This is a genomic window from Curtobacterium sp. MCBD17_013, from assembly GCF_003234565.1.
GTDB lineage: Bacteria > Actinomycetota > Actinomycetes > Actinomycetales > Microbacteriaceae > Curtobacterium.
The window spans coordinates 96,742-114,384 of record NZ_QKTU01000003.1 but is presented as its reverse complement, the minus strand read 5'-3'; the positions used below and the strand labels follow the sequence as shown (position 1 = coordinate 114,384).

General features: G+C 71.9%; 13 protein-coding genes and 1 other RNA gene. 1 reads left to right on the top strand and 13 read right to left on the bottom strand.

Annotated elements, in window-relative coordinates:
- Positions 1 to 14: 14 nt before the first annotated feature.
- The 11 genes from DEI81_RS05290 to ffs all read right to left on the bottom strand — a co-directional run bounded on the left by DEI81_RS05290 (position 15) and on the right by ffs (position 13,406).
- On the bottom strand, positions 15 to 641 hold the full coding sequence (locus tag DEI81_RS05290) for a thymidine kinase (RefSeq protein ID WP_111009475.1): 627 nt from the start codon (positions 639 to 641) through the stop codon (positions 15 to 17).
- Positions 641 to 1,435 (bottom strand): response regulator, encoded by a 795-nt coding sequence (locus DEI81_RS05285; protein ID WP_258368512.1) that lies wholly within the window; start codon positions 1,433 to 1,435, stop codon positions 641 to 643. Before DEI81_RS05285 ends, DEI81_RS05290 begins: the two co-directional genes overlap by 1 nt.
- Positions 1,422 to 2,567: a hypothetical protein gene (locus DEI81_RS05280; RefSeq protein ID WP_111009474.1), complete on the bottom strand. Its 1,146-nt coding sequence runs from the start codon at positions 2,565 to 2,567 to the stop codon at positions 1,422 to 1,424. Before DEI81_RS05280 ends, DEI81_RS05285 begins: the two co-directional genes overlap by 14 nt.
- Positions 2,564 to 3,853: a sensor histidine kinase gene (locus tag DEI81_RS05275; protein ID WP_111009473.1), complete on the bottom strand. Its 1,290-nt coding sequence runs from the start codon at positions 3,851 to 3,853 to the stop codon at positions 2,564 to 2,566. Before DEI81_RS05275 ends, DEI81_RS05280 begins: the two co-directional genes overlap by 4 nt.
- Before the next feature lie 226 nt (positions 3,854 to 4,079).
- Positions 4,080 to 5,291 carry an Rv2578c family radical SAM protein gene (locus DEI81_RS05270; protein ID WP_111009472.1) on the bottom strand — a complete coding sequence of 404 codons (1,212 nt, stop codon included), beginning with the start codon at positions 5,289 to 5,291 and terminating at the stop codon, positions 4,080 to 4,082.
- 45 nt (positions 5,292 to 5,336) lie between these two features.
- Complete coding sequence (locus DEI81_RS05265) at positions 5,337 to 6,821, bottom strand: malate:quinone oxidoreductase (protein ID WP_111009471.1); 1,485 nt, start codon at positions 6,819 to 6,821, stop codon at positions 5,337 to 5,339.
- Positions 6,822 to 6,884: 63 nt separating this feature from the next.
- Positions 6,885 to 7,937, bottom strand: a complete 1,053-nt coding sequence (locus DEI81_RS05260) for an aspartate-semialdehyde dehydrogenase (protein ID WP_111009470.1) — start codon at positions 7,935 to 7,937, stop codon at positions 6,885 to 6,887.
- Positions 7,938 to 7,949: 12 nt separating this feature from the next.
- On the bottom strand, positions 7,950 to 9,215 hold the full coding sequence (locus DEI81_RS05255) for an aspartate kinase (RefSeq protein ID WP_111009469.1): 1,266 nt from the start codon (positions 9,213 to 9,215) through the stop codon (positions 7,950 to 7,952).
- Positions 9,216 to 9,350: 135 nt separating this feature from the next.
- The gene (gene recR / locus DEI81_RS05250) at positions 9,351 to 9,950 is read right to left on the bottom strand and encodes a recombination mediator RecR (RefSeq protein ID WP_111009468.1); all 600 of its coding nucleotides are present in this window, start codon (positions 9,948 to 9,950) and stop codon (positions 9,351 to 9,353) included.
- Between the two features lie 2 nt (positions 9,951 to 9,952).
- Entirely contained in the window at positions 9,953 to 12,664 is a 2,712-nt protein-coding gene (locus DEI81_RS05245) for a DNA polymerase III subunit gamma and tau (protein WP_111009467.1), read from the bottom strand.
- A 645-nt stretch (positions 12,665 to 13,309) separates the two neighbouring features.
- Positions 13,310 to 13,406, bottom strand: an RNA gene (ffs, locus tag DEI81_RS05240) — signal recognition particle sRNA small type.
- Between the two features lie 66 nt (positions 13,407 to 13,472).
- On the opposite strand from ffs, the gene DEI81_RS05235 reads away from it, so the two are divergent.
- Positions 13,473 to 14,144 (top strand): SDR family oxidoreductase, encoded by a 672-nt coding sequence (locus tag DEI81_RS05235; protein WP_111009466.1) that lies wholly within the window; start codon positions 13,473 to 13,475, stop codon positions 14,142 to 14,144.
- 155 nt (positions 14,145 to 14,299) lie between these two features.
- Here the strand turns inward: DEI81_RS05235 and DEI81_RS05230 are convergent, their stop codons facing one another.
- Both DEI81_RS05230 and pta read right to left on the bottom strand, forming a co-directional pair.
- Complete coding sequence (locus DEI81_RS05230; RefSeq protein WP_111009465.1) at positions 14,300 to 15,499, bottom strand: acetate/propionate family kinase; 1,200 nt, start codon at positions 15,497 to 15,499, stop codon at positions 14,300 to 14,302.
- Complete coding sequence (pta, locus tag DEI81_RS05225) at positions 15,496 to 17,616, bottom strand: phosphate acetyltransferase (protein ID WP_111009464.1); 2,121 nt, start codon at positions 17,614 to 17,616, stop codon at positions 15,496 to 15,498. Before pta ends, DEI81_RS05230 begins: the two co-directional genes overlap by 4 nt.
- Positions 17,617 to 17,643: the final 27 nt, after the last annotated feature.

The following is a 17,643-nucleotide window of genomic DNA, read 5'->3' as shown; positions in this document are numbered from 1 at the left end:
CCTCCCGACCGACGTCAGTCGCCGTCGAGGACGCCGCCGGACTCGGTGAGGTAGCAGGTGGCGCAGAGCGACTCGTACGTCACGTCGGCGCCGTCGATCGCCACCTGCGACCCGGCGAAGACGAACACGCCGTCGACCTTGCGCGCGTTGAACACGGCCTTCCGGCCGCATCGGCAGATGGTCTTCAGCTCCTCGAGGGAGTGGGCGACCTCGAGGAGACGGCGGCTGCCCGGGAACGCCTCGGTCCGGAAGTCGGTGCGGATGCCGTAGGCGAGCACCGGGACCTCGTCGAGGACGGCGATGCGGAGCAGGTCGTCGACCTGCCGGGGCGTGAGGAACTGGGCCTCGTCGACGAGGACGCAGCTCACCGGCCGCACCATGCCGTCGAGGGACGACGACATCGGGTCGGTCCCGCTCGCCGTGGCCACCGCGGCGCGCACGTCGTCCGACCCACCGACGACGAGGTCGACGGGACGGGTCACGCCGAGACGCGAGACGATGTGCCGGTCGCCCTTCGTGTCCACCGAGGGCTTCGCGAGGAGCACCCGCTGGCCCCGCTCCTCGTAGTTGAACGCCGCCTGGAGCAGCGCGGTGCTCTTGCCGCTGTTCATGGCCCCGTAGCGGAAGTACAGCTTCGCCACTACTGGAGGAACCCGTCCTCCGCCGCGCGCCGGATGAGATCGGACTTCTTCGATGCCGGCCGACCGACCTTGCCGTACTTCTCCCGCACGCGACGCAGGTACGTCTTGGCGGTCTCGTACTGCACGTTCATCTGCGCGGCGACCTCGTTCGTCGAGAACCCCGACACGTACAACCGGAGCGCTTCTTCCTCACCGTGGCTCAGCTTCGGCCGCTGGTGCGCGTTCGCACCGGTCGGCAGTGGACGCCAGTCGCGCTGCGGAGCGGCCTCACGAGCGACGCCCATGATGTCGCGGGCGATGTCCATGACCTCGCGCATCGGCAGCGACTTCGACAGGAACGCCGCGGCACCGGCCTGTAGTGCACGGTCGCGGGACTCCCGCGTGTCGACGCTCGACAACACCACGACCTTCGCGCCGGCAGCACGGCAGGTCCGGACCCGGGCCTCGATCGAGACGGGTTCCTTGAGCTGGAAGTCGAGGAACACGAGGTCCGTCGGGAAGCTGTCGCTGTGCACCATCTCGAGCCAGCTGTGCGCGGTGAGCGCGAGATCGAAGTCGTAGGCGTTCACCGAGATCCAGCTCGACAGGCTGTCGAGGAGGACCTCGTGGTCGTCGAGGATCGCGAGCCGGACGCGCCGTGCGCCCTGCCCTGCTCCTTGACCCGGTGCCCCCTGAGCGGCGCGGGCATCGCGCGCGGTGGCCGGCACGGACGTCGCTCCGGCGGGCCGGGCGTCGGTGGCAGGGAACCGCGCCGACTGCCCGTTGGTCAGCCTGTTCGGGTCAGTGCTGGTCATAAGAGAACCTTAGTGCGAGGGCGGAAGGACGGACCTCGACGTCGAGGTCCGGGAACGTCACGCGGAGGACGGCGAGGTACGGATTGAAGGCGCGGTGGATGGCGAGGTCCGTGGCTGCGACCGCGGCCTCGAGCGTGAAGCGGACGCGGCCGTCGTGGTGCGGGTCCGGCTCGATCCGGATCCGGACGCCCGCCGGGTCGACGGTGGACGCCCGGAGCACCGCGCGGACCGCCGTGCGGACGACCGTCCGCTGGTCGACGTCCATGCTGCGGATGAGGGCACCCGGATCATCGACGTGCGCGGCCTCGGCGCCGTCCGCCATGAGCGCCTGCTCGAGCCATGTGCGATCGGCCTCGGCGACCATGACGCGGCGGATGCCGTCGGCGATGGAGCGCGCGCGGGCACGGTCGGCGTCGGTGATCGCCTCGTGCCTCCGGAGCTGTTCGAAGAACGGGATGACGTCGCGCGCGAGGATGGTCACCCGGTCCTGCTGGACGCTGCGGGCGATGCCGTCCCGCTCCGCGCGCTCGACCGAGTACGAGGCCGCGCGGATCTGCACCCGCTCGGCGAGACCGACGAACGTCCACGCGAACGCCACGGCCGCGGTCGTGAGCACGACGGTGGGGACGGCGGCGAGCACGGCCGACACCGCGACCGGCACGCTGGACGGGAACGCGGCGGCCACGGCCCCGAACGCCACGGCGTCGACGACCGCCAGGACCGCCCCGCCGACGAGGACGTCGCGCCAGGGCCGGTAGGGCGCCATCACGAGGATGCCGACGCCCGTGACGAGCGGCATGAAGTCGTTCGCGGCGTCCCGGTCCGGACCCCACTGCGCCGCGACGCTCGCGATCGACGCCGCCGCGAGGAGCGCGGTGTAGGCGACGAACGCCCCGCGCGCGAACGGCGCACGGAACGGACTCGTCGCGAACGCCGAGACACCGGCGGCCGCCGCGACGAGCAGCACGGTGAGCGCGGAGAGCGTGGGACTCCCCGGTACGTCTCGGGCGACGATGGAGGCCACGAGCGCCCAGACGACCGAGGCGGCCCCGGTCACGAGGGCGAGCGGGCGGGACCCGAGTGCGCCGAGCGGGTCGTACTGCTGCGGGGTCCGAGCGGGCTCGCGGCTCACGAGGCCGACCTGAGCCGGCCGTCGTCTCCGGCGGGGAACGAGGGCGCCGAGACCGTGCCGGCGCGCCGCGCGTCACCCTCGGCGGCACCGCGTCGGCCCGGACGGAAGGGCACGGACATCATGACGCTGGTCCCGCTGCCGGGCGAGGACCACACCTGCACCTCACCACCGACGCGATCGATCCGCTGCCGCACGGAGTTGCGGAGACCGAGGCGGTCGGCGCCGGTCGTCCGCTCGTCGAAGCCCCGGCCGTCGTCGACGACCATCACGGTGCACATGAGGCCGTCGTCGAACACGCTGACTTCGGCGCGATCGGTACCGGCGTGCTTCTGGACGTTCGTCAGGCACTGCGCGAGCGCACGCGCGAGCGCGGCCGCGACCGGCTGGTCCAGCCGGGCGGTGACGCCCGGGTCGCCGGTCAGGTCGACCTGGAGGCCCGCGGACCGGCACTCCTCCACCGTCCGGTGGACCACGTCGTCGTCCGTCACGGCTCGTCCCTGCGCATCGGCGTCCCGGCCCGCATCCGGCGCCGCCAACCACTCGTGTCCGGCGAGCATCGCGAAGTCCTCGTCGACGGTCCGGGCGAGGGTGGCGTCCATGGGGCCCGCGGGGGCGAGGGCGATCGCGTTGAGGTGGTTGAGGACCGTGTCGTGGAGGATCGCCGCGGCCTCGAGCTCGATGCCCTGCCGGTACGTCGACACGTGCTCCTCGCGCGCCGACCGCAGCAGCTCGGGTTGGACGCGCTGCAACCGCGCGGTCAGCCCCGTGGCGACGCCCACGATCCCGACGACGAGCCCCATGGTCACCCACGCGAGCAGGGTCGGCACCACCTGACCGATCACCTGGGCGGTGCCGATCAACGTCGCGAGGTGACCGACCGAGAACCCGAGGATCGACCACGCGATCACCCGTCCCGTCGACGTGCTCGCCCCACCCACGAGGACGAGCGGGATGACGGCGAGCGACAAGAGGTAGGACTCGATCCAGGTGGGCGCGTCGAGTCCGCTCGCCACGACGATCGTGAACCAGTACGAGCACGCGCCCCCCACGAGCAGGAACGCCGCCGCGGAGCGCCACGTACCGATGCGTGCGTGGACGGCGATCATCACGGTCGTCGGGACGAGCGCGAGCACCGCGAGTCCGACGCGCGGCGACCCCGTGACCGCGCCGTACAGCCCGAGGACCGCGACGAGTGCGACCAGTGCTGCGAGGGCGGCAGCGTGGAACGCCCGCACCAGCGACCATGCGTTCACGCGCGGCGCGAGGTGCGTTGGGATCCCGAGCATCGGTGCCGTCCCTTCCGCCGCCCTGGTGCGCCGCGGCCGATTCAACCACCACAGCGCGCGTCGTGTACCCCGAACAGTGGAGTTGGCTCGGGTTGACCTGATTGTAGCGGGCCGTCGCGACCATGGTGTGTCCCCCGAATGCCCGGACCCGAGCCCGAGAGCCGGCCCCCGACCTCGGCGGAGGCAGCGCCCGCGCGACCATGCTCGCCGGGCGTGGAGGGCGACGTCAGAACAGGGTGACGGCCGACCCTGCGGCGACGTCGAGGTCCCCTCGGGCGCGGCCTGCCGCGGTCGGGGACACGGCGGTCGGCACCGCCGGGGCCCCAACTGCCGGGAGGATCCGGGCAGCTGCTGCCGGGGCCACCGGGGTCGCCGCAGCAGCCGTAGCGCCTTGTGCCTCGCCGACCTCGTCACCGAAGGACGCCGCGGCCCGTTTGAGTGGCGAACCGTCGTGGAATCCCATGGAGCCCGTCGCCGGGTCCACTCGCCCCATGGGCAGGCCGTGGTCGGCGAGGATCGGCCGCATCCGCTCCGAGAGCCACCGTCGGTAGTCCCGCGGTGCGTACGCGGCATTGAGGTACATCCGCCGGTAGCGCTCGACGAGGTCCGGGTGGCGTCGTCCGAGCCAGTCCATGAACCACGGCTTGACGCCCGGCTTGAGGTGCAGGGCCGAGAACACCACGCTCGTCGCCCCGGCCGCCGCCGCACGGCCCACCGCATCCGTCAGGTGCGCCTTGGTGTCCGTGACGTACGGGAGGATCGGCATGAGGAACACGGAACAGTCGAGTCCGGCGTCGCGCACCGCGCGCACGGTCGCCAAGCGCGCGGCCGTCGAGGGCGTCCCTGGTTCCACCGACTGCTGGAGGTCGTCGTCGTACACGGCGATGGACATGGCGAGGTCCACCGGGACGCGCTCCGCGGCCTCGACGAGGATCGGGATGTCGCGACGGAGCAAGGTGCCCTTCGTCAAGATGCTGAACGGCGTGCCCGAGTCGGCGAGCGCGCGGATGATCCCGGGCATGAGCCGGTACCGCCCCTCGGCACGCTGGTACGGGTCCGTGTTCGTGCCCAGCGCGACGGGATGACGATCCCACGAGGGTCGCGCCAGCTCACGCGTGAGGACCTCGGACACGTTCGTCTTGACCACGATCTGCCGGTCGAAGTCCGCTCCGGCGTCGAACTCGAGGTAGGCGTGGGTGGGGCGGGCGAAGCAGTACACGCAGGCATGACTGCAGCCCCGGTAGGGGTTGATCGTCCACCCCCACACGCCGCCGTCGTGGCCGCCGACCCGGTTGAGCGCCGACTTGGCCAGGACCTCGTGGAACGTGACCCCGGCGAACTCCGGCGTCGTCACGCTCCGGACGAACCCGCGGTTCGACGCGAGCCCGGGGAGCATCGCGTCGTCCGAGGCATCGATCGTCTGGCCGTCCCACCGCATGCCCCCATTCGAACACGTGTTCGAACGGAGGTCAAGCGGCGGCGGTCAGCGGTGGAGGTGCAACGTCGCCGCGGTCCGGGTGAGCGTCTCGTCAGCGAGCGCCGGGTCGTCCGACAACCGCTTGCCGTACGTCGGCACCATCCCCCGGATGGCATCCGCCCAGCGGTCCCGGCGGTCGGGGAAGCAGCGCTCGAGCAGCCCGAGCATGATCGGCACCGCGGTCGACGCCCCGGGCGAGGCGCCGAGCAGCCCGGCGATGCTGCCGTCCGCCGAGGTGATGACCTCGGTGCCGAACTGCAGGACACCGCCTCGCTCGCGGTCGGGCTTGATGACCTGGACGCGCTGTCCCGCCGTGATCCGGTGCCAGTCCCCCGGCTGTGCGGACGGCATGAAGTCCCGGAGCGCGGCGAACTTGCGGGACCGGCTCGCGAGCAGCTGCCCGACCAGGTAGCGGACCAGGTCCATGTTCGAGAACGCGACCGACAGCATCGGCCGCAGGTTGTGGAGCCGGATCGACCGGAAGAGATCCGACCACGAGCCCTGCTTGAGGAACTTCGGGCTGAACCCGGCGTACGGCCCGAACATCAGACTCGCCTGACCGTCGACGATCCGGGTGTCCAGGTGCGGCACCGACATGGGCGGCGCACCGACCGACGCCTTGCCGTAGACCTTGGCGGCGTGCTTGACCACGACCGCCGGGTCGTCGGAGCGGAGGAACTCACCGCTCACGGGGAACCCGCCGTAGCCGCGGATCTCCGGGATGCCGGAGCGCTGGAGGAGCTGGAGCGCGCCACCGCCGGCACCCACGAAGACGAACTTCGCTGCGATGCGGGACCTCGACTGCCCCACCTCGTTCTTGACGAGGAGCTCCCAGGTGCCGTCCTTCCGGCGCGACACGTTCTTCACGACGTGGTTTGACTCGAACTGGACGCCGTCCCGGCGCAGCCCGTCGACGAGCTGACGCGTCAAGGAACCGAAGTCGACGTCGGACCCGGCGGGCGAGTACGTCGCCGCGATGGGCTGCGACCGCTTCCGGCCGGGGATGAGCGCGGGCGCCCACCGGCGGATCTGGCGTACGTCGTCGCTGTACTCGAGGCCGGCGAAGAGCGGGTGGTCCTTCATCGCCTCGTACCGTGTGCGCATGTAGGACACGTTGTCCTCGCCCCAGACGAAGCTGATGTGCGGCGTCGGGTTGATGAAGGTCTCGGGAGCGGCGAGCGCGCCGGTCTCGACGAGGTGCGCCCAGAACTGCCGCGAGACCTGGAACTGCTCGTTGACGCCGATGGCCTTGCTGATGTCCACGGAACCGTCGGGCAGCTCCGGCGTGTAGTTCAGCTCACAGAGTGCCGAGTGCCCGGTTCCCGCGTTGTTCCAGGGGTTGGAGGACTCCTCGGCGACGTCGGCGAGGCGCTCGTAGATCCGGATGGACCAGTCCGGCTCGAGACGGTGGATGAGCGCGCCCAGCGTCGCGCTCATGATGCCACCGCCGATCAGGACGACGTCCAACGGCTGCACTGGCTTCTCTGGCACCCGATGATCCTACCGGCGGCGGTCCGACACCGGCTGCGCCGGGGCCGGGAGGCACGGCCTGGGTCAGGCGACGACCGCGCGGCGGGCGAGCACCGCCTCCGCGATCTGGACCGCGTTGAGCGCAGCACCCTTCCGGAGGTTGTCGTTGCTGACGAAGAGGGCGAGCCCGTGCCCCTCGGGTGCCGAGCGGTCCGTCCGGATCCGCCCGACGAAGCTCGGGTCGGCGCCGGCGGCCTGCAGGGGCGTCGGGACCTCGGACAACTGCACGCCCGGTGCGGCGGCGAGGACCTCCGACGCTCGCTCCGGCGTCAGGGGGCGCGCGAACTCCGCGTTCACCGAGATCGAGTGCCCCGTGAACACCGGGACCCGGACGCAGGTCCCCGCGACGAGCAGGTCGGGCAGCTCGAGGATCTTGCGGCTCTCGTTCCGGAGCTTCTGCTCCTCGTCCGTCTCGCCCCAGCCGTCGTCGACGATGCTGCCCGCGAGGGGGATGACGTCGAAGGCGATCGGCGCGACGTACTTCGTGGGCTCCGGGAAGGTCACGGCGGAGCCGTCGTGCGTGAGGGCTGCGGCGTCCTGCTCGAGCGCCGCCCGGGCCTGCCCGAGCAGTTCCTCCACGCCGGCGAGGCCGCTGCCGGAGACGGCCTGGTACGTCGTCGCGACGAGCCGGCGCAGACCGGCCTCGGCATCGAGCACCTTGAGGACCGGCATGATCGCCATGGTCGTGCAGTTCGGGTTCGCGATGATGCCCTTGCGTGCCTCGTCGATCGCATGCGGGTTGACCTCGCTCACGACGAGCGGGACATCCGGGTCCATCCGCCAGGCGCTCGAGTTGTCGATGACGAGCGCCCCCGCGGCGGCGAAGCGCGGTGCCAGGGTCCGGGATCCCGATGCCCCGGCGGAGAACAGGGCGATGTCGATGCCCGTCGGGTCCGCGGTCGCCGAGTCCTCGACGACGATGTCCTCGCCCCGGAACGGCAACGTCGTGCCTGCGGAGCGGGCGGTGGCGAAGAACCGGACCGTCGTGGCGGGGAAGGCACGGTCCTCCAGCAGACGGCGCATGACGGTGCCGACCTGCCCGGTGGCGCCGACGACGGCGACGGTGAGCTCGCTCATGGTGTCTCCTGTCTACCGGCCGGTGCCGGCGTAGACGACGGCTTCGATGTCGGCGTCGAGACCGAACGCCGAGTGGACGACGCGCATCGCCTCGTTCAGGGTGTCGGCCCGCGTGACGACCGAGATCCGGATCTCGCTCGTCGAGATCATCTCGATGTTGATCGAGGCCTCGTGGAGCGCACGGAACAGCTGCGCCGACACCCCGGCGTTCGTCCGCATGCCGGCACCGACCAGGGCGAGCTTGCCGATCTGGTCGTCGTACTGCACGGTCTCGTAGCCGATGCTCGCCTTCGAGGCCTCGAGCGCGGTGAGGACCCCGGAGCCCTGCGACTTCGGCAGCGTGAACGAGATGTCGGTGCGGCCGGTCGCCGCGGCGGAGACGTTCTGCACGATCATGTCGATGTTCGCGCCGGCCCGGGCGACGGTCGTGAAGATCTCGGCCGCCTTGCCCGGCTGGTCGGGCACGCCGACCACCGTGATCTTGCCCTCGGAGAGGTCGCCGGCGATGCCGGTGATGATCGGTTCTTCCACGGACTCCCCCTCGGCAGGGTTGTAGACGATGGTGCCCTCGGTGTTGTTGAACGAGGACCGGACATGCAGGGTGACGCCGTGCCGCCGGGCGTACTCGACGGCGCGGATGTAGAGGACCTTGGCGCCCGCGGCCGCGAGCTCCAGCATCTCCTCGCTCGTGATGCGGTCGATCTTGCGCGCCTTCGGGACGACCCGCGGGTCGGCGCTGAAGATGCCGTCGACGTCGGTGTAGATCTCGCACACGTCGGCACCGAGGGCAGCGGCCAGGGCGACGGCGGTCGTGTCGGAGCCACCGCGGCCGAGGGTGGTGATCTCGCCCGTCGTGCGGTTGAAGCCCTGGAACCCCGCGACGATCGCCACGTGCCCGGCGTCGAGGGCCTCACGGACGCGCTTCGGGGTGACGTCGACGATCCGGGCACGGCCGTGCTGGGCGTCGGTCAGCATGCCCGCCTGGCTGCCGGTGTACGAGCTGGCTTCGACCCCGAGGCTCTTGATCGCCATCGCGAGCAGCGCCATCGAGATCCGCTCGCCCGCGGTGAGGAGCATGTCCAGCTCGCGACCGGACGGCAACGGGGTGACCTGGTTCGCGAGGTCGAGGAGCTCGTCCGTCGTGTCGCCCATCGCGGAGACGGCCACGACGACGTCGTTGCCGGCCTTCTTCGTCTGGACGATCCGCTTGGCCACGCGCTTGATGCTCTCGGCGTCCGCGACGGACGAGCCACCGAACTTCTGCACGATCAATGCCACTGACGAACTCCTGGACTCCCACGGACGCGGTCCGCCGATTCTACCGAGTGTCCTCGGACTGTTGCGTCGCGCGCACGCCGCACGCAGCGACCCCGGGCGGTCGCCGACCGGCGCCCGTCGACCGGGAGGCCCGGGTCAACCGCCCACGAGCCGGCGCCCCTCGAAAGCGCGTCCGAGCGTGACCTCGTCGGCGTACTCGAGATCCCCACCGACCGGGAGTCCGGAAGCGAGGCGCGTCGTCCGGACCCCCATCGGCACGAGGAGCCGGCTGAGGTAGGTGGCCGTGGCCTCGCCCTCGAGGTTCGGATCGGTCGCGATGATGACCTCGTCCACGGTGCCGTCCGCGAGCCGCGTCAGCAGACTCTGGATGCGGAGGTCGTCGGGGCCGACGCCGTCGATCGGGCTGATCGCGCCGCCGAGCACGTGGTACAGCCCGCGGAACTCACGGGTCCGCTCGATCGCGGCGACGTCCTTGGCCTCCTCGACCACGCAGATGACCGCGGGCGAGCGGCGGGGATCGCGGCAGATGCTGCAGCGTTCGGTCTCGGTCACGTTCCCGCAGACCTCGCAGAAGCGGACCTTCTCCTTGACCGTCATGAGGAGTTCCGCGAGGCGCGTCGGGTCGAACGACTCGGTCTGCAGGATGTGGAACGCGATCCGCTGCGCGGACTTCGGACCGATCCCCGGCAGACGGCCGAACTCGTCGATGATGTCCTGGACGATGCCGTCGTACATGGTCAGAAGCCTCCGGACCCGCTGCTGTCGAGCGTGGTCTCCTCGATGAACTGGGCCCCGAGGATCTCACGGACGACCGCCTCGCCGTAGCGTCCGGGGACCGGCACACGGGCGGGCCGCTCCGGCACCGACGGGGCCGTCCGGGCGGGAGCTGGGGTGCCGCCCCCGCGGGGTGCAGACGCCGACGGTGCTCGTCCTCCGGTGGGTACGGGCCCCGCGGCGGATCGACCCGACGGGCCCGGGTCCGGGAACGGCGCTCCGTCGTCGTAGGGCTCGTCGTCGAGGGGGTAGTCGTCGACCGGCACGTCGCTCGGTCCGCCTGCGACAGCCGGGGTGCTGGCCGGACCACGGACGGCACCGGCAGCGGGCGCGCTCGTCGCGGCACCCGCGGGCGCACCGCCCGTCCGTCCGGCTGGCGCGACGGCGGCCGGTGCCGTGCCGTCCGGGCTCGACGCCACCCCGAAGGGCGCGGCCCACGACGGCTCGACGTCGTCCGGGACGGCATCTGCAGTGGGATCGGACGCCGGGATCGTCGCGACCACCCAGTCGGTGACCGGGCCGGTGGGAGCGGGGGCAGGCGCGGCTGCGGATGCTCGGGACGGAGCAGGCACGGCTGCTGGCGCCGATCCCCCGGCTGCGGCCGGCACCTGCGCGCTGCTCTGCTCGGAGGATCCGCGAGCGCCGTCGCGCGTCGGCGCCACCGGTGCGGACTCGGGCTCCGACTGGCGCTCGGGTGTCGCCTGACGCTCGGGCGCCGACTGGCGCTCGGGTGTCGGCTGACGCTCGGGTGTCGCCTGACGCTCGGGCGCCGCCTGACGCTCCGGTGTCGCCTGACGCTCCGGCACCGCCCGACGCTCCGGTGTCGCCCGACGCTCCGGCACCGCCTGACGCTCCGGCACCGCCTGACGCTCGGGTGTCGCCTGACGCTCCGGCACCGCCTGACGCTCGGATGCGGGCCGTCCCGCGTCCGGGTTCGACCCCGCGGGTGCCGGCCCGCGAGCGACGAACTTCACACGGACGCCGAGGACATCGAGGATGGCGGCCCGGAGGTACTCGCTGACGCTGTCCTTCGGGTCGGTCATCTGCTTGAACGACGCGACGTCCTGCTGACTCGGGAACGTCAGTGTGAGGACGTCGTCCGTGAAGGCGGTCACCTGCGCGGTCACGACGACCATCCAGGCGGACCGCCGAGCGCGCTGCACGTGCTCGACGACCTGCGGCCAGCTGTCCCGCACCTGTTGCACGCCCAGCTCGCCGACGGCCCGGACCGCTGGCGAGGCCGCGAGCGCCGCGCCGACACCGGTCGACGAGGGCGAGCCCGCACCCGAGGGCGCGCTGCCGGTCGTGGGGACGACTTCGACCGCGCCGGGGACCGCGCGCTGCTCGTCATCGTCGGCCCGTTCGGTCCCGGACGCGCTGGCCGGGGCGGCAGCAGCGGTGGCTCGGGTCGAAGCCGGGGTCGGCGCGGCCGGCGTCCGCGCGGGTGCGGCAGCCGGTGCGCTTGACGTGACGACAGCGACGGGCGCAGAACCGGTCTGGCCCCCGGCGTCACCGACGCCGACGCGACGCTCGAGGCGCTCGACGCGCGCCAGGGCGCCCCGCTGGCTGTCGTCGCTCTCCGGCACGAGCATCCGCGCCACCATGAGTTCGAGGTGCAGGCGGGGCGACGTCGCGCCGGTCATCTCGGTGAGCGCACGGTTCGCGATGTCGGCCGCGCGCGAGAGCCCGACGGCGCCGAAGACGGCCGCCTGCCGCGTCATCGTCTCGAGTTCCTCGGGCGAGACTCCGCGCAACACGGCCGCAGCGCCCTCGTTGGTGGCGGCGACGACGATGAGGTCGCGGAGCCGTTCGAGCAGGTCCTCGACGAAGCGACGCGGATCCTGACCTGTCTGCACGACGCGGTCGACGGCCGAGAACGCCGAGGCCGGATCCGCCACGGCGAGCGCGTCCACGACGTCGTCGAGCAGGGCGGCATCGGTGTACCCGAGGAGTGCGACCGCGCGGTCGTAGGCGATCGTGCGGTCCTCGCTCCCGGCCATCAGCTGATCGAGGAGCGACAGGGTGTCCCGTACCGATCCCCCGCCGGCCCGGACCACGAGCGGCAGGACACCGGGCGCCACCGACACGGATTCCTGCGCGCACAGCTGCTCGACGTACTCGAGCATGGACGCCGGCGGCACGAGCCGGAACGGGTAGTGGTGGGTCCGCGAGCGGATGGTCCCGATGACCTTCTCGGGCTCGGTCGTCGCGAAGATGAACTTGACGTGCTCCGGTGGTTCCTCCACCAACTTGAGGAGTGCGTTGAACCCCTGCGGCGTGACCATGTGGGCCTCGTCGAGGATGAAGATCTTGTAGCGGTCGCGTGCCGGTGCGAACACGGCGCGGTCGCGGAGGTCGCGTGCGTCGTCCACGCCGTTGTGGCTGGCTGCGTCGATCTCGATGACGTCGAGCGACCCACCGCCGTCCCGCGCCAGCTCCACACAGCTCGGGCACACTCCGCATGGCGTGTCCGTCGGGCCCTGAGCGCAGTTGAGACACCGCGCGAGGATCCGTGCCGACGTGGTCTTGCCACAACCCCTCGGTCCGCTGAAGAGGTAGGCGTGGTTGACGCGGTCTGCCCGGAGTGCTGTCCGCAGCGGATCGGTCACCTGCGACTGGCCGATGAGTTCGGCGAAGTTCTCGGGCCGGTAACGGCGATACAAGGCGGTGACCACGCGACCAGGGTAATCGGCGCCGCCGACACCGGGGGTCGTTCTCCACAGACCCCGGCGATGTCAGCTCGTGGTCCCGGCGCGCGCTGGCGAACCTGGACGTCGACCCAGAAAGGGCGTACCGATCAGTCCGTGGAGCGGTATCGTCCACCTACGGCCACGGCGCGACCGACCATCGCAGGACCATCCGTGGCGGATCAGGATCAGGAGTCGAGCTCATGAACGAGCGGTTGACGCTGTCGTGCACGCTGCGCCGGACGATCGTCCGGACCACCGTGGCGCGGACGGCTGGCCGGGCTCGGAACGGCACCACGACGAGCGCCTGATCGCGGGCTCCGGGAGCCTCGGCCCCCGGAAGCCGGGGCGCGTCGGTGTTCGGGTCATCGCCGCCCCGGCCCCTCGGAGCGGCGGACGACGATGTTCGGGTCATCCTCGTCCGCCGCTCCCTCATGCGTGTCAGGGCCGCGTCCGCGCCGCTGCCCAGCGGCCGCAGCTGATCCGGCGGACGCGCATCGCGGACCGGACCCGGGGAACGGGGGGTCGGTGCCGGCCGTGGCGGTCCGCGCCGGACGCCGGACAGCGCCACCGGTCCCCTGCAGCGGTCTCCGAGCAACCGTGATCGACCGGTTCCAGCGGGCGGCGGCGGAACGAGAAGACTCCCCACGTACCCGCCAGAGCCCGGTTGCCCTTGCTGCGTTTCCGCCCTGGGGGAGTTGGCCTGGATGGCGTCACGTGAGGAGCCGCCGACAGTCTAGCGGACGCCTCGCCCGTTCATCGACGCGCACTCAGCCGCGGGCGGTTCAGTGGAGGCATGAAGATCGTCATCGCCGGAGGACACGGCAAGATCGCCCTGCTGCTCGAACGACTCATCACGCAGGCGGGACACGACGCGGTCGGGATCGTCCGCAACCCGGCGCATGTCGCCGACGTCGAGGCCACCGGCGCGACCGCGATCGTCCGGGATCTCGAGCAGATGGACGAGGACGACCTGGCGGTGGACCTCGAGCAGGCCGACGCCGTCGTGTTCGCGGCGGGCGCCGGACCGAACAGCGGTGCCGAACGCAAGTTCACGGTCGACCGCGACGCCGCGATCCTGCTCGCCGACGCCGCATCGCGGGTCTCGGTGCCGCGGTACGTGCTCATCTCGGCCATGGGCGCCGACTCGTACGACCCGGCCACGGCGGTCCTGCCGGCCGCGGACGACCGCGCGGTGTTCCAGGTCTACCTGCGGGCGAAGGCGGAGGCGGACGCGAACATCCGCGCACGCGGGTTCCAGTGGACGATCGTGCGTCCCGGAGGTCTCCTCGACACCCCGGGCCAGGGCACCGTCCGCGCCGGCACCGAGGTGCCCCGTGGTTCCGTCTCGCGGGCCGACGTCGCGGCGGTCGTCCTGGAGGCCCTGCTCGCGGGTGCCGCGATCGGTCGCCAGTTCGAGCTCACGTCAGGCGACGTGCCGATCCACGAGGCGCTCGCGGCGCTCTGAGGCGGCGGCGCGCCACGGCCCGCATCTGAGGCGGCCGCGGGTCACGGCCCGCATCAGCCCGGGCGGCAGCAGCGGCGCGCGCTGGAGATCATGGGGACGCGCCAGCGGCACCACGACGCCGACGCGGACGCTGGGCGAGCCGTGAGTCCGGCAGATCAGTGCAGTGCCACAGCGGCGGACTGCCGTGCGATCTCCAGCTCCTCGTTCGTCGGGATCACGAGCACCGCGACCCGGGAGCGGTCGGTCGAGATCCGCCGCGCACGGCTGGAGTGCAGGTCGTTGCGGTCGTGGTCGACCTCGATCCCCAGGTGCTCGAGCCCGGCCAGGACCCGGCGCCGCAGGAGCGCGTTGTTCTCGCCCACGCCCGCCGTGAACACGACGGCGTCGAGGCCGCCGAGCTGGGCGGTGTACGCGCCGACGTACCGGCGGATCCGGTGCCGGTAGACGGCGAGCGCCGCCTCCGCCCGGTCGTCGCCCTCGGACGCGTCGCTCTGGACGTCCCGCATGTCCCCGTTCCCGGTGAGTCCGAGCAGGCCCGACTGCTTGTTGAGCATGGTGTCGAGGTCCTCGAAGGACATGCCGGCCTCGCGGTGCAGGTGGATGAGGATCGCGGGGTCGAGGTCGCCCGATCGGGTCCCCATGACGAGCCCCTCGAGCGGCGTCAGGCCCATCGACGTCTCGATGCTGCGCCCTCCGTCGATCGCGGCCGCGGACGCCCCGTTGCCGAGGTGCAGGACGATCGTCTTGAGCTGCTCGAGCGGGCGGCCGAGGAACACCGCGGTCTGCTCGGACACGTACTTGTGGCTCGTCCCGTGCGCGCCGTACCGCCGGATCGCGTAGCGCTGGGCGAGGTCCGCCGGGATCGCGTACGTGTAGGCCTCCGGCGGCATGGTCTGGTGGAACGCGGTGTCGAAGACGGCGACCTGCGGCACGTCCGCGAACACGTGCTGTGCGGCCCGGATCCCCTCGAGGTTGGCCGGGTTGTGCAGCGGTGCGAGGGCGGACAGGGCGTCGATCCGCGCTTCGACCTCGGGCGTGATGACGGTGGCGCGGTCGAAGTCGGTGCCGCCGTGGACGACCCGGTGGCCGACGACGGCGGGCGGCTCGTCGTCGAACGAGGGTCCGACGGCGGCGAAGGCGTCGAGCATCGCGCGGAACCCGGCGGCGTGGTCCGGCACGTGGGCGTCGTCGTTCGAGGTGGACTTGCCGGTCACGGCGTTCGTGTGCTTGGTGGCGCCGGAGGACTCCCCGATGCGCTCGACGAGCCCGGACGCGAGCATGCGCTCCCCCTCGAGCTCGATGAGCTGGTACTTGAAGGAGCTCGATCCGGAGTTGACGACGAGTGCTGTGGTCACGATGCCTGCTTCCTGGGTTCGGCGCTGGTCCCGGCCTGGATGGCGGTGATCGCGACGGTGTTGACGATGTCCCCGACGAGTGCGCCGCGCGACAGGTCGTTGATCGGCTTGCGCAGCCCCTGCAGGACGGGCCCGATCGCGACCGCGCCGGCGGACCGCTGCACGGCCTTGTACGTGTTGTTGCCGGTGTTGAGGTCCGGGAAGATGAACACCGTCGCGCGGCCGGCGACCGGCGAGTCCGGCATCTTGGCGCGGGCGACGGTGGGGTCGGCGGCGGCGTCGTACTGGATCGGGCCCTCGACGAGCAGCTCGGGGTGCCGTTCGCGGACGAACGCGGTGGCGGCCCGCACCTTGTCGACATCCGCCCCGGATCCGCTGTCCCCGGTCGAGTAGCTGAGCATGGCGACGCGCGGTTCGATGCCGAACTGCGCGGCCGTTGCCGCGCTGGACGTCGCGATGTCCGCGAGCTGTTCGCTGGTCGGGTCCGGCACCACGGCGCAGTCGCCGTACACGAGGACGCGGTCGGCGAGCGCCATGAGGAACACGCTCGACACGATCGACACGTCGGGCCGGGTCTTGATGATCTCGAACGCGGGGCGGATCGTGTGCGCGGTGGTGTGCCGGGCTCCGGACACCATGCCGTCGGCGAGGCCGAGGTGCACCATGAGCGTGCCGAAGTAGGACACGTCCGTCACCCGGTCGCGCGCCAGCTCGACGGTCATGCCCTTGTGTGCGCGGACACGGGCGTACTCCTCGGCGAACCGTTCACGGAGCGGTTCGGCGGAGGGGTCGACCACGTCGGCGGCGTCGAGGTCGAGCCCGAGCTCGGCCGCGCGGGTGCGGACCGCCGTCGGGTCCCCGAGGATCGTGAGGTCGCAGACGTCGCGCTGCAGGAGCGTCGACGCGGCCCGGAGGATCCGGTCGTCGTCCCCCTCGGGCAGGACGATGCGCTTCCGGAGCTCCCGAGCGCGGTCGATCAGACCGTGCTCGAACATGAGCGGCGTCACGACGGACGACGGTCCGACCTCGAGCCGGGCGAGGAGTTCGTCCGCGTCGACGTGCCGCTCGAACAGCGACAGGGCGAGGTCGGTCTTGCGCGGCGAGTCCGCCGCGAGGCGCCCCCGGGTCTGCGTGATCCGCAGCGCCGTGTCGTAGGTGCCGAGCCCGTTGCGGGCGATGGGCAGGGTGCTCGACAGACCCTCGAGGAGGCGCTGGATCTGCGGCGACGTCTCGAACCCGCCGTTGAGGACGACCCCGGCGAGCGAGGGGAACGTCTCCGAGTCGTTCGCGAGCAGCGTCGCGATGAGGACGTCGGTGCGGTCGCCCGGGACGACGACGATCCCGCCCTCGATGAGCCGGGGCAGGACGTTCTCCATGCTCATGGCGGCGACCACCGTGCCGAGGGCCTCGCGGTCGAGCAGGGCCTCGTCACCGCTGACCAGGGTGGCGTCCGTCGCGGCGAGCACGGCACGCACCGTCGGGGCGACGAGCACGGCGTCCTCGGGGATCGCCCAGACCGGCGTGCCCGGGTGCTCTGTCGCGATCGCACTGCGGATGCCGGCGACGACCTCGTCGATGCGCTCGGGCGCGGTGCGGTTCGCGACGACCCCGAGCAACGACGCGTGGGCGGCGCGGAGTTCGCTCGTGGTCAACTCCGCGATCTGTCGGACGTCGTCGCCGGTCCGGGCGCCGCGCTCGGAGCTGCTCCGCCCGCCGAGCACGAGGAGGACCGGTGCGCCGAGGTTCGCCGCGATGCGCGCGTTGTACGACAGCTCGGTCGGGCTGCCGACGTCGGTGTAGTCGGAACCGACGACGACGACCGCGTCGCACTGCCGCTCGACGAGCGCGAACCGGTTCACGATCGTGGCGAGCGCCCCGTCGGGGTCCGCGTGGACGTCCTCGTAGGTCACCCCCACGGCGTCGTCGTAGTCGATGCCCGCCGATGTGTGCTGGAGCAGCAGCTCGAGGACGTAATCCCGCTCGGCGGTCGACCGCGCCACGGGCCGGAAGACGCCGACCCGGCCGACGGTCCGCGCGAGGGTCTCGAGCACCCCGAGGGCCACGGTGCTCTTGCCGGTGTTCCCTTCTGCTGACGTGATGTAGATGCGGGTCGACACCTCCCCAGGATAGGACCGGGGGCCGGG